This is a genomic window from Glutamicibacter sp. Je.9.36 (assembly GCF_051129975.1).
GTDB lineage: Bacteria > Actinomycetota > Actinomycetes > Actinomycetales > Micrococcaceae > Glutamicibacter.
In genome coordinates, this window is record NZ_JBCPSN010000005.1 from 1 (window position 1) to 12,242 (window position 12,242).

The 12,242-nt window shown below is 58.1% G+C and carries 7 protein-coding genes and 2 tRNA genes; 2 read left to right on the top strand and 7 right to left on the bottom strand.

Annotated elements, in window-relative coordinates; translation table 11 throughout:
• Nucleotides 1-334: 334 nt before the first annotated feature.
• The 4 genes from AAZQ98_RS12710 to AAZQ98_RS12725 form a co-directional block, all read right to left on the bottom strand.
• Nucleotides 335-408 (bottom strand) — tRNA-Met (locus AAZQ98_RS12710).
• Between the two features lie 462 nt (nucleotides 409-870).
• Nucleotides 871-944, bottom strand: a tRNA-Met gene (locus tag AAZQ98_RS12715).
• A gap of 62 nt (nucleotides 945-1,006) precedes the next feature.
• Entirely contained in the window at nucleotides 1,007-4,042 is a 3,036-nt protein-coding gene (locus tag AAZQ98_RS12720; RefSeq protein WP_434692740.1) for a UPF0182 family membrane protein, read from the bottom strand.
• Nucleotides 4,043-4,172: 130 nt separating this feature from the next.
• Nucleotides 4,173-5,213: a YlbL family protein gene (locus AAZQ98_RS12725; protein WP_434692742.1), complete on the bottom strand. Its 1,041-nt coding sequence runs from the start codon at nucleotides 5,211-5,213 to the stop codon at nucleotides 4,173-4,175.
• 256 nt (nucleotides 5,214-5,469) lie between these two features.
• Here AAZQ98_RS12725 and AAZQ98_RS12730 point away from each other — a divergent pair, with 256 nt between their 5' ends.
• A complete protein-coding gene (locus AAZQ98_RS12730; protein WP_434692744.1) occupies nucleotides 5,470-6,897 on the top strand; it encodes a zinc-dependent metalloprotease in 1,428 nt (475 codons plus the stop codon).
• A gap of 61 nt (nucleotides 6,898-6,958) precedes the next feature.
• Here AAZQ98_RS12730 and AAZQ98_RS12735 read toward each other — a convergent pair whose 3' ends face one another.
• The 3 genes from AAZQ98_RS12735 to nudC form a co-directional block, all read right to left on the bottom strand.
• Complete coding sequence (locus tag AAZQ98_RS12735; RefSeq protein ID WP_434692746.1) at nucleotides 6,959-7,570, bottom strand: SprT-like domain-containing protein; 612 nt, start codon at nucleotides 7,568-7,570, stop codon at nucleotides 6,959-6,961.
• Between the two features lie 127 nt (nucleotides 7,571-7,697).
• Nucleotides 7,698-9,821 (bottom strand): ATP-dependent DNA helicase UvrD2, encoded by a 2,124-nt coding sequence (locus AAZQ98_RS12740; protein ID WP_434692748.1) that lies wholly within the window; start codon nucleotides 9,819-9,821, stop codon nucleotides 7,698-7,700.
• Complete coding sequence (gene nudC / locus AAZQ98_RS12745) at nucleotides 9,818-10,654, bottom strand: NAD(+) diphosphatase (protein WP_434692751.1); 837 nt, start codon at nucleotides 10,652-10,654, stop codon at nucleotides 9,818-9,820. The genes AAZQ98_RS12740 and nudC overlap by 4 nt, the downstream gene beginning before the upstream one ends.
• A gap of 259 nt (nucleotides 10,655-10,913) precedes the next feature.
• On the opposite strand from nudC, the gene AAZQ98_RS12750 reads away from it, so the two are divergent.
• On the top strand, nucleotides 10,914-12,224 hold the full coding sequence (locus AAZQ98_RS12750) for a phosphotransferase (protein ID WP_434692753.1): 1,311 nt from the start codon (nucleotides 10,914-10,916) through the stop codon (nucleotides 12,222-12,224).
• Nucleotides 12,225-12,242: the final 18 nt, after the last annotated feature.

Consider the following 12,242-nt stretch of genomic DNA (forward strand, 5'->3'; position numbering starts at 1 on the left):
CGGGGAGAGGATTTGAACCTCTGACCTCCGGGTTATGAGCCCGGCGAGCTACCGAACTGCTCCACCCCGCGTCGGTAAATACAACATTACCAATCAGTGAATGACTTGGCTAATCCTGGGATAGTGCGTTGCGTCACCAAGAGGCCTCTGGCTCGTGCAGCGGGGTAAACCGCCCAACTCTGCACAGGCTCTCCCAGGGGTGAAGGGACAGCTTTTCAGGTCCATCCGGCGACCTCGAAACAAAATCAACGCCACGGTCACCCATTGGAGCCGGTCCGAGAAGTCCGGTTAAACCAAAAACGGAGACCCTTCTGGATCTCCGTTTCCACTTTCGTGGCGGGGAGAGGATTTGAACCTCTGACCTCCGGGTTATGAGCCCGGCGAGCTACCGAACTGCTCCACCCCGCGTCGGTAAATACAACATTACCAACTGGTGAACTCAATAGCGAATCGAAAAGAGTGTCCTTTGTCGCACTGCACCCAAATGCCCCGCCTGAGCCGAATTATTCTTTGGCTACATCCATACGTCTCGGTCCGGCGCCACCCGGGTTTCAAAGATACTAGAGGTCTTCCGCCACATGATTGCACACTCCGGCGGGTAGTCGTCATCACAAGGTGCCTGAGAGCCTGCTGCAATCACCCTAGCCCGCTCAAGGGGAAGATTCGGGCCTTCCAGCGCCCGGGGCCCTGCGGTCGGCCTGGAACTGCGTCAGCCTTCGGCCCCAACTTACACATATGCCGGCGACCGCCCCCTTCCGTACATGGGTTGACGGTGCTTCCCGCATCAATTCACGGGTACTGATCCGGCAACGGGCAACTTGCAGCTTAACGCAAAATGGAGATCCGTTAGGATCTCCATTTCGCCATTCGTGGCGGGGGCAAGATTTGAACTTGCGACCTCCGGGTTATGAGCCCGGCGAGCTACCGAACTGCTCCACCCCGCGATGACTAGACAATTCTTGCATCATCGCGGAGTGAAAGCAAATCGGGCTGCTGGTGCTGCTGCTTAGCCTTCAGCACCGTCCTGGGGTGCTGGCGATTGGGTTGCGTCCGGATTCTGTCCGTCGTCCAGTTTCACATCCCCTTCAACCTCGGTGCCATTGATGGCCGCATCTGCGTCCATCGCACGAGTCAAGGCATCCTCCAACTGCTTCTGCGATTCGCCGTAGGCTCCGAAGTCACCCTTGGCCAGCGCTTCCTGGCCATTCTTGATGGCTTCATTCGCGTCAGCCAGAGCCTCGGAGAGCTGCTGGGTATCAGTCTTGGCCGGTTCATTCTCGTCCTCTGGATCCCCCTCTGGCGTAACGCCTTCGGTCTCGCCAGTCACTGCACCGGACTCACCGCCGAAGACCTCATCCAGCGCTTCAGCCAAGGTATCGGCGAAGCCAACCTTGTCACCGAAGGAAACCAGAACCTTACGCAAGGTCGGGTAGCTGGTCTGGCCCGAGGACTGAACATAGACCGGCTGGACGTAGAGGATTCCGCCACCAACTGGCAGCGACAGCAGGTTGCCGTTCTTGACCTCCGAAGCACCCTGACGCAGCAGGTTCAGTTCAGTGGTCACTCGAGTGTTGGTATCGAAGTTCTGCTGCGCTTGGCCTGGACCAGGTACCGCAGTATCTCGTGGCAGCTCGAGCAGGCGCAGCTTGCCGTAGTCTTCGGCCTTCGCTCCGGGCTCGGAGCCGGCATCGGCATTAGCCGAAAGGAAGCCGAAGAGCACGTTGCGCTGCTGGCCATTGGCCGCTGCCGCAGGGATAAAGGTCGAGGTCAGCGAGAACGACGCTTCATCCTGGGTCGGCATCTTCAAGGACATGAAGTACGGCGGCTGCTTCACGCCAGCGGCGGACGAGGTCGGATCATCCGGCACAGCCCACGCATCGTTGGACTCGTAGAACGCATCCGGGTTATCCACGTGATAGGTGGTTAGCACTTCGCGCTGCACCTTGAACATGTCCTCGGGGTAACGCACGTGCTCCATCAGCTCAGCCGACATGTCGTCCAACGGGTTCAATGCCGTAGGGAAGATCTTGTTCCAGGACTGCAGGATCGGATCTTCGGTGTCCCAGGCGTAGAGCTTGACCGTTCCGTCATAGGCATCGACGGTGGCCTTCACCGAGTTACGCAGGTAGTTCACCCGGCCGGTCAGCGACAGGTCCTGCGCATTAGTCAGCGAGTCGGTCACTGCCGAGTCCAATTGCTGCTGCTGCGAATACGGGAAGTCATTCGAGGTGGTGTAGCCATCGATGATCCACTGCACGCGTCCATCAATGATGGCAGGGTACGCCTGGGAATCCAGCGTCAGGTATGGAGCAACCTTGCTCACGCGATCGCGAGGATCACGATCGTAGAGGATCTGCGATTCGCTATTGACGTTCTGCGAGAGCAACAGGTCGGTGGAGGCGAACTTCAGTGCGTAGACCAAGCGGTTGAACATGTTGCCAACGTTCGGACCGCCATCCCCCTGGAAGGTATAGCGGGTGTCCTGGTTCTCGCCACCGGTACCTGGACGGTCAAGCTCCTGGTCGGTCCACCCCTCATCCGGTCCACCGACAATGGAGTAGGACGGAGAATTCTCACCGAAGTAGATCCGCGGCTCGTAATCCTCGTCGGTAATCAAATCACCGGAGGTCGGGATGCCACCAAGCATGAAGTCCGGACGACCACCGGCAGCCACACGGTTACCGTAGGCAGCCACCAGGCCGTAGCCGTGGGTGTAGTTGATGTGCTGGTTCACCCAAGTGTCGGTTGGGTCCACGTTCACTTCACGGGCGGCGATAACGGTATCTTCCACCTTGCCGTCGATCTCGTAACGGTCGACGTTAAGGGTCTCGGCGAAGGTGTAGTAGCCGCGGAACTGCTGCAACTGCGCGAAAGCAGCCGAAACCAGGTTCGGATCCAGCAGGCGGATATTCGCGGTGGTTGAGGTTTCCTCGGCCAGCGCATTCTTCTCAGTCGAGATCTTTGCGTCGTAGCCAGTAACTTCAACATCATCGAGACCGAAAGCCAAGCGCGTCATCTCGATGTTGCGCTCAATATATTCGCTCTCCAGCGCCCTTTGGGAAGGGACCACCTTGTACTGCTGGATCAGGAACGGGTAGACGCCGCTGGCAACGATCATCGTTGCCACCAGCATGGCGGTGCCAATCAATGGCAAACGCCAGCGTCCGTTGATCGCCGCAATCACGAAGGTGATGGCGATGAGGATTGCAACAATGGCCAGAATCATCTGTGCGGGGATGACAGCGTGGACATCCTTGTACAACGCACCGGCGACACGGCCGGACTGGTCGGTGAGGGTCTCGTACTGGCCAATCCAGAAGTTCACAGCCTGGAAGATCAAGAAGACTCCGACAACAACCGCGGTGTGCACCCGGGCGGCCTTGCCAACGGTTATGCCGCCGCGCTCTTCAACACGGATTCCGCCGTAGAGGTAGTGGGTCAGCAGACCAGCAACGCCGCTGAGCAGCACAATCGAGATCAAGAAGCCGTTGACCAATGCGATGAACGGAAGGGAGAAAACGAAGAAGCCCAGATCCATGTTGAACTGGGGGTCAGCGCTACCGAAGCCGACCTGGTTGAAGAACAGCAAGATGGTCTGCCACTGTCCGGCCACGGCTACGGCAGCGAAAATGCCGATCACCAATGGAATGCCGACCATCAGGAAACGGCGGACTGGTTCCAGCTGGGCCTGGTAGCGCGACATGGAATCAGGCCGGGTCGTGTTTGGTGCATAGACAGGGCGGTGCTTGTAGGCACTGCGCATCGAGAACCACATTGGAACCGCCATCAGCACCAAAGCGATCAGGAAGATCACTAATTTGGAGATCCGCTCAGTCCAGTAGACCTCGGAGAAACCCAGCTGGTTGAACCAGAGGATATCAGCGTAGAAATTCGACAAGAAAACGAAGACTGCGACGAGAATGACCACCGCGAAGATGGTCAGGGTCAGCGGCGAGGCTTTCTTGCCCGAAGGGTTGGAAGGTCGTTGTGGTTCTTGGGGCCGCGGCGGACCCCCGAACGGACTATCCGATCCGAAAGACACTATCTATTCCTTACTTTGGGTTCTTCCCGTTGTTCCCAACAAGAGAACTCGTTTACCTAATTCTTGTACGGGTGTTGTGTACTAGATTGGTTTCCTTGCATCACATTGTTCCCTTGATGCCCGGCTAAATCTATTCGCATGTCGTGAAAGTCGCCGGGTCTTCACCTTCGGCGATCTTCTCCAATGCCTGGCGAGCTTCTGACAGGGTTGCAACCTTGATGACATCCAGTCCGGCAGGAATACGCCCTATGGCTTCAGCGCAGTTATCAGCCGGGGCCAAGAAGACGGTCGCTCCGGCATTCTTCGCCGCCACCATCTTCTGGGCGATTCCACCGATTGGACCGACCTTGCCTTCGGCTGAAATCTCACCGGTGCCTGCGATGTGGTGGTCCCCTGCCAAGGAGTCTTCGGTCAGGCGGTCAATGATGGCCAAGGCAAACATCATGCCGGCGCTCGGACCGCCAACATTTTCCAACCCGAAGCTCACGTCGATAGGGAATTCGTATTCGTTGCCCAGGAAGACACCCAACTGGCGTTCGCCATTCTCGGCTTCCTTGGTGTTCACGGTGACATCTACGTCACTGTAGACACCATGCTTATCCGGTCTGCCAACGGTCAATGTTGCTGGTTCCGCACCGCGGGAATTCAAGTCTTCCTTCAGCTGCTCCAGCGAAGTGATCGTCTCTCCCTCGAATTTCAGAAGGCGGTCCTTGGGCTCAAGGACCTTTTCATTGGTGTCGGTGGAGAACTCAGCGACCGTAAGCCACTCGGTAAAGCCCTGATCCAGCTCGGTCAAAGCCGCTGCCACAGCCAAGTCCTGCGAAGAAGTCATCATGAAATCATTTTGTTCATTCTTCTCTTCCGAAGAGACGCCACGAGAAATGATGGTTTCTTCCGGGACAAGATCCTTGGTCGGATTGAACAATGCTTCAAGTACGACAGGTATGGTGATTCGGTTCTGCCCGCCACCCTGGACGTAAATAGTCAACAGATCCAAGACGCTCTCCGAAGGGTACGACGGGGCTCCTTTGATGGAGACGACATCGTGCCCGTTGTCTTCGCCAAGTGTGTTAAACACTGGGCCAGGCGACCGGATCATGAAATTCGTGGGAAGAAACATCATGACGCCGATCAGGAGCAGCGCAACGACGCCGGAGCTGGTGCGTCTCATGGTTTTGGAACCTCGCGGAGTGCGGCCGGAATCGCCTGGCTCCAAAGTCGAGTCTTGTGGTTCCTGTACGTGCACTGATCCTGCTCCCGCCAACTGTCAAAAAATACGCGGATCCGTCCTTGCAGACATCCCCACCCTTAGCCTACTGAAGCCCTGGGTTTAAAAGCATCAGCATCAAGGCGTATTCGATGTGCCGAAAGCGAACTGAAGCCCAGATTCATGGGAACTACCAGCTGCTCGCGGTAGTTTTAAAGGCATGGCACAGAACCCCCCGAATAACCGCCCTAACGGCGATGACGACGAGAACAATCCGCAGGACCCATTGTCTGCAATGTTTGGTCAGCTCTTCGGTGGCGGATTCGACCCGAATGACCTTCCGCCGCAGCTTCGTGATGCCCTTGGTGCTCAAGGCGATCCGGCTGCGATGCAGAAAATGATGCAGCAGGCCCAGGCCATGATGTCCGCGATGATGAGCAATAACGCCTCTTCCGGTCCGGTGAACTGGAAGCTTGCATCCGACACCGCTTTGCAGGCATACGCCAGCGATGATCCGGCGGTATCGGAGGCGCGCAGCAAAGCCATCAGCGATGCTTCGAACCTTTCTGAGCTGTGGCTGAACAACGCTACGGTGTTCGAGTCGAACGGCCACTCAACCGAGGCATGGACCCGTAAACGATGGTATGACAAGACCTTGGCCACCTGGAAGCAGGTCACCGAACCTGTCGCCGAGTCGGTAGCTAGCGCAATCACCACCGCGATGAAGGAACAGATTCCCGAAGAGATGAAGGGCATGCTCGGCAACTCCGATGGCATGTTCCGCAATCTCGGAGCCAGCATGTTCGGCATGCAGCTGGGCACTGCGCTGGGCGGTTTGGCAACCGATGTGCTTGGCGGCACCGACATCGGCCTGCCTTTGGCAGGAACCACTCCAGGCATTATCGCGACCAACGTCAGCAAGTTCGGCGATGGCCTTGAAATCCCTGAGCAGGAAGTCCTGCTGTATGTGATTCTGCGGGAGAACGCTCACGCACGATTGTTCAACCGGGTCCCTTGGCTAAGCTCCAAGCTGATTGGTGCCGTGGAATCCTATGCTCGGGGCATCCATATCGACATGTCGCGCATTGAAGAAGCAGTACGCGGTATCGATCCGTCCAACCCCGAAGCGCTGCAATCGATGCTGGGTGAAGGATTGTTCACCCCGCAGCGCACCCCCGCTCAGGAGAAGGCTCTAGAAAACCTAGAACTGACGTTGGCATTGATCGAGGGCTGGGTTGATCATGTGGTCTCCTTGGCCGCTCAGAACCTTCCATTTGCTGGTCACCTGCGCGAGACGATGCGTCGCCGCCGCGCTTCGGGTGGCCCAGCTGAGACTGCCTTCGCATCTCTGGTGGGACTTGAATTGCGCCCACGCAAGCTGCGCGAAGCGGCTGCCCTGTGGGAGCACTTGTACGACGAACGTGGTATCGAGGGCCGTGATGCCGTATGGGATCACCCAGATCTGATGCCTACTGCGGAAGACCTCACCGATCCCAAGGGCTTCACGCATCGCCGTGAAGTTGCCGCGACCGAGTTCGACGACTTCGACGCAGCACTGGGTAAGCTTCTGGACGGCGGCTTCGACAACGCTGAACCCGAAGCCGAAGGCGATGACGGCTCAGGGAATCCAGAGGATCCGAAGAACTGATTAGATCGAAACCAAGAAGGAGGGATGTGCACGAGTGCACATCCCTCCTTCTTGCATTGAACTACTGTTCCTCGTCATGGCCGAAACCCGAAAGTTCATCCTGGGCCCGGCCCAATTCCTTGGCGTGAGCGTTGTAGCCTGCGTGGAATGCCTCCAAGAAAATATCCGCCTGCGCTCGGCGTTCGAACCGGTTCAGCAAAGCCTGGAACCTAGGTCCGTGGCCGGCCCGCGGGGCCACCAGATGCGCCAGTTCGTGGACTAGAACATAGTCCTGCACCCAGCTGGGCATATGCTGCAACGTGACCGATAAGCGGATGCTGCGCTGCCGATATGAAGCCGAACCCCAACGCTTATTCTGGTTGGCTACCCAACGCACGGATTGCGGCGCGGCTGCGCCTGCGAAATATTGCTGGTCAAGAGATGCCGCTCGGCGCTCCAGCGCATCATCGGTATGACCCGCGGTGCGCGCTTGGCGTCCCTTGCGATACTTCGAGATCATCTCATCGACGAAAGCGCGTTCCGTTTTTTCGTCCAGCGCTGCAGGGACTTGGATAATCAGCCGGTTATCGCGCCACTGGGAGGAAATGGTCTTCTTGCGCTTGGCCGAGCGCAGAACCCGCACTGGAATCTCATCCGGCGCTACGAAGTCGACGGAGTTTGGAAAAGCTGGCATTGCATTGCCCCTCTTTCCTCATCTATGGCAGTGGCCGCGGATCTTCCCGACCGCTCACTACGTCATCTCTCTAAGCTACGTCCTAGCCTGAACAGCTTCGGGCCAATTCGCCAATTTGTGGAGAACCCTATGCTCGGCGCTCTCCAACGACCGCAAGTACCGCCTCGCCATATCGTTCAAGCTTGCTACGTCCCACCCCTGGAATCTTCGACAATCCCTGGATTGAATCCGGCTGGTGCTCCGCGATGGACATGAGGGTTGCATCGGTGAATATCACGAACGCGGGGACCGAATGGGATTGGGCAATTTCTGATCGCCATTCACGCAAAGTCTCAAACAACGCTTCATCATAGGCAGCAGGGCACGAGGCGCAACGCTTGAGCTTCCGCTCTTTCGCACTGGTCAAGAAGGATCCACAGGTCATGCAGACTGCGGGCGTGATTTTCTGTTCGCGTTTGCGGTAGGTGGTCTGCTGCCTGCTGCTGGCTTGGCGTACCGATTTAATCCCATCGAGGAATCGTGATGGGTATCGGTGCGCGCGTCCGCCCGGGGTCCTTGCCAGCGACCAGGACAGGTACAGGTGCTTCCGTGCGCGGGTAATACCCACGTACAGCAGCCGCCGTTCTTCATCGAAGCCCGCTTGGTCCTTGGCATAGGAGATCGGGACCAGGCCTTCGTTCAATCCAACCAGGAATACGGCATCCCATTCCAGCCCCTTGGCTGCGTGGAATGATGCCAAGGTGACGCCATCCAGAGTTGGCGCGTGCTGGATCGCTGCGCGGTCTTCCAATTCCTTGACCACATCGTGCAATGTGGCATCAATGTCTTGTTCTTTTTTGAGCGCAACGACTTCGTCGGCCAGGCGAACCAGTGCCGACATCGATTCCCAACGCTGGCGCACCGCACCAGTGCCGCCGCTCGGGGCATTCACCGAGTAGCCGTGCGAAGAAAGCACATCGCGCACCATCTGCGCAACCGGAGTATCTGCGGCGACGCTCAAGCCGGCCCGCAAGGCCAGCATCCCTTCCTTGACTTCACGACGGGAGAAGAACCGCTCGGCACCACGCATTACGTAGGGGATGGAATACGCCGTCAGTGCTTGCTCAAAAGCCTGGGACTGCCCGTTGGTGCGGTACAAGATGGCAATCTCGGAGATGTCCTGGCCGTTTATGAGCAGCTGCTTGATGCGCTGGGCGACTTCCTCGGCTTCATTTTCGTCATCCGTCGCTTCAAAGAATTCAGGGGCCGGACCGTGATCGCGTTGCGCGATGAGTTCCAGTGGTTCGGGCCAGGTCACGTTACGGTCAGGGACCTGGGATTCAATGCGCCGATTAGCAAGCACCTTATTCGCCAGGTTCACGACTTCAGGAGTGGAGCGGTAATCGCGTACCAGCTTCACGACCTTTGCTTCCGGGAACCGTGTGCCGAAGTTCAGCAAGAAGTCTGGGCGTGCACCGGTGAAGGAGTAGATGGTCTGGGAGGCATCGCCCACCACGCACAGTTCGTTGCGCTGGCCAAGCCAGAGATCCAGGAGCCGTTGCTGCAACGGCGAAACGTCCTGGTACTCGTCGACGACGAAGTGGCGGTACTGCTGGCGTACACTGGCTGCGACTTTTTCATTGTCTTCAAGAATTGCAATGGTCAGCAGCAGTACGTCTTCAAAGTCGATAACTCCGCGGTCATCTTTGAGCTCTTCATAGGTTTGGAAGATGCGGGCCATGCTCACTGCTTCGAGACCGTTGGGCAGTTCTCGGGAAGACGCGATCTTGGCGTAGCTTTCCGGGGTATGCATGGACACCTTGGCCCATTCGATTTCCGCAGCCAGATCACGGACCATGGCGCGGTCGCTGGAAATGCGCAGGCGACGCGCCGCCTCCGCAATGAGCGGGGCCTTGTGCTCCACCAAGTTCGGCAAGGTTCCGCCAACGGCCTGCGGCCAGAAATACTGCAGCTGGCGCAAGGCCGCTGCGTGGAAAGTACGCGTCTGCACGCCGGGTGCGCCGAGCTGACGCAAGCGGGTACGCATCTCCGCGGCTGCACGCGTGGTGAAAGTCAGCGCGAGAACACTGGTCGGATTGTAGATGCCAGTATGCACGCCGTGGGCGATCCGGTGGGTAATTGCTCTGGTCTTGCCGGTTCCTGCGCCCGCCAGAATACACAGTGGACCGCTGAGGGTTTCAGCTGCTTGCCGCTGTTCAGCATCCAGTCCCACTAGCAAATTGTCTGCTGGCGGATTGTCGTATTCGGTCACTTGCTCAGGGCCTCCGGAAGGGGTTCGCCGTACCAGGTACGGATCAATGCGTGGGCTATCGAGACTCCGCGCGGTATATCTATTGTTCCTGATTCCAGAGCTTCACGCAGTTCTGCTCGTGTGAACCAGCGAAGGTCCATGATTTCTGCACCATCCGGAACCAGCTCTTCGCTCAAGGCTTCAGCAGCGAAACCGAGCATCAGCGATCGCGGCATTGGCCAAGGCTGGGAACCGCGATAGGCAACCTCTCCAATACGCACACCGGATTCTTCAAAGATCTCGCGGCGCACGGCCGACTCCAGGGACTCCCCTGCTTCGACGAATCCCGCAAGCACCGAGTACATCCGGTGCTTGAAGGCGGCGTTGGATCCGAGCAGCAATCGATCTTGGCTGTCGATCACCGAGGCAATGATTGCCGCGTCGGTACGTGGAAAAAGCTCGTGGTCATTGTTCACGCAACGCTGGCCCCACCCGAAGGTGGCAGCCCTAACGGGTGAACCGCAGCGTGGGCAAAATATCTCTGAACGGATCCAATTGGCGATCGCCTGCGCTTCAACAAAGAGTTCTGCATGCAGTTCATTGAGCAGGTTGAAGCCTTCACGTAGCGTCGTCCAGCGCTCGATGCCGCTGGAGGCATAGTCCTCGGAATCAACGAGAGCCAGGACGTATTCCGTGCCTGATGCACGCCCCAGGTACACCTGGCGCTCGGAGTCTTTTGCGAGGTAGTCCGTGCCGTTGAGAAAGAAGAGATCAGAGCCGGTAGTTGCCGCGCCACCACCACTGATCAGCAACACCTTGGTGCTGCGCTGCTTAAATAGGCCAGGCAAAAGCATCGGGTCTTGCTTTTCGGTCAGTGGGCGCTCAATCAGAGACTGTCCGAAGTGAAGTCCGGTAAGTGGGGTTCGATAAGTTTCTGCCAGAGCCATACCTCTAACCTAATGCACGTAGCGCTCCAGAATCTTGATGCTTGCTCAATGTGGATAGCTGTTGATCAATGAGATTCGTCGCAACTCTGAATGTTGCCGGTGAATCCCGCCATATTCCGTGCGTCATTCAACGATAGAAAAGGGAATCTCGCATACGGTGGAACTTGTGAAACGCACTGCCATGGAACTCGCCGCAATTGCCACCGCCGCCGTCCCCGGATTGACTCCGGTAGGCTTCGCGGCGCTGTCCGACGATGCAGAAGACTTTGATTCAGCATTGATCGTCGACGCACTCAAGCATCGCTGGCGCGTTCGTTCACCTCGGCATGACGAGGCAAGCATGCGTCTGGAAGCAGAGCTTTCGGCCTTGCGTGCTTTCTCCGCCAAGGTCCGCGCTTCACTGCCGTTTTCCTTGCCTGCCGTAGCCGGCACCGTGCGCCAGGGCCCACTGCGCACCTTTGTCTACAAAGACATGCCTGGACACGTTCCGACCCTCGATGAATTGGTTGATGTGGGCAGCAACCTGGCCAAGTCGCTGGGCCAGTGCATGGCTGCCATCCACCAGATCCCAGATGAAGCTGTTGAAGTGGCAGGCCTGCCGACCTACACTGCCGACGAGATTCGCCAGCGCAAACTCAACGAACTGGATACCGCCGCGGCTACGGGCAAGGTGCCAAGCGGTTTGCTGCGCCGTTGGGAACACGCCATGGAGGACGTGGCACTGTGGCGTTTCAACGCTGCCGTAGTTCACGGCGACTTCGATGAAGAGCAGCTGCAGATTTCCCATTCCAGCATCACTGCAGTCAAGGGCTGGACAGATTTGCACGTCGGCGATCCCGCCGATGACTTCGCTTGGCTTTCGGCCATAGAAGACCAGAGCTTCAGCGAGCGCGTTTTCACCGCCTATGTCGAAGCCCGTGGCAAGGCTGCGGATCCGCACATCATGCGTCGCGCCGCGCTGGCCGCCGAATTCGCGCTGGCGCAGTGGCTGGTGAAGTCTTTGGATTCCAAGGACTACGAGCGCATCGCCGAGGCCGAAGAGATGCTACGCGAATTGGACCAGAACATCGCGGAGTACGGTGGCCAGCCATTGTCGGTCGTGGAAGCTCCGCGCCCTTTGGCTCCCCAGCCAGAAGCGCCGGCCCAGAAGGCTCCGGAAAAGCCGGCCGTCGTCGCCGCGCCGAGCATTAACACCGACAAGGTCACTCCCCTGGCTGCGGAATCGCCGAACTCCGTGTCGCCCCAAAGCACAGCGTCCAAGGTCCAGGCCGCGCCAGAGAAGTCTGGTGACCAGCCAAAATCTGATGCTGTTCAGGCTGATGCCAAAAACAGTTCGCCTGCGAAGGATGAACCCGCCTCCAAGGCCGCCGAACACGATACTGATGCAGCGGAAACCGAGGCAGTTGCCGCACGGCCAGTCAGCACGCCTGAGCCTGCTGAAGAGAACAACAAGCCTGTTCAGGACGCCGGGAAGTAAAGATTTCCCGGCGCCCTG